Here is a 292-nt window from a genome sequence, read left to right on the forward strand (position 1 = left end):
GCTGAAGATGGCTCAGTACCGTGTGGATGACGCGCCTGATTCTGAATCTGCTAATGACTGGCTCAATACTCTGCGTGAAGAGATTCCGACCATGTCGCTGGATCAGAAGCTCGACTTGCTTGAGGAAGAAATGTACAGGGAGGATCCCAGCGGGTGTGAAGAGACGCTGCGCACTCTGAACCTTGTCACCCCGTACGAGACGATGACCCGTTTGGTGGATATTATGCCGCTGAGCCAGAAGATGATTGAAGCTGCTGTGGCAGTGCACAAGAGCCGCCTGAAGCTTGGTATC

1 protein-coding gene is annotated in these 292 nt (G+C 53.4%); it reads left to right on the forward strand.

Going from position 1 to position 292, the window contains the following annotated elements; all coding sequences use genetic code 11:
• Positions 1 to 292, forward strand: a 292-nt coding sequence (locus tag HMPREF2605_RS09475) for a hypothetical protein (protein ID WP_168167581.1), incomplete at both ends; no start/stop codon positions are given.

It is taken from the genome of Rothia sp. HMSC065C03 (assembly GCF_001837295.1).
GTDB lineage: Bacteria > Actinomycetota > Actinomycetes > Actinomycetales > Micrococcaceae > Rothia.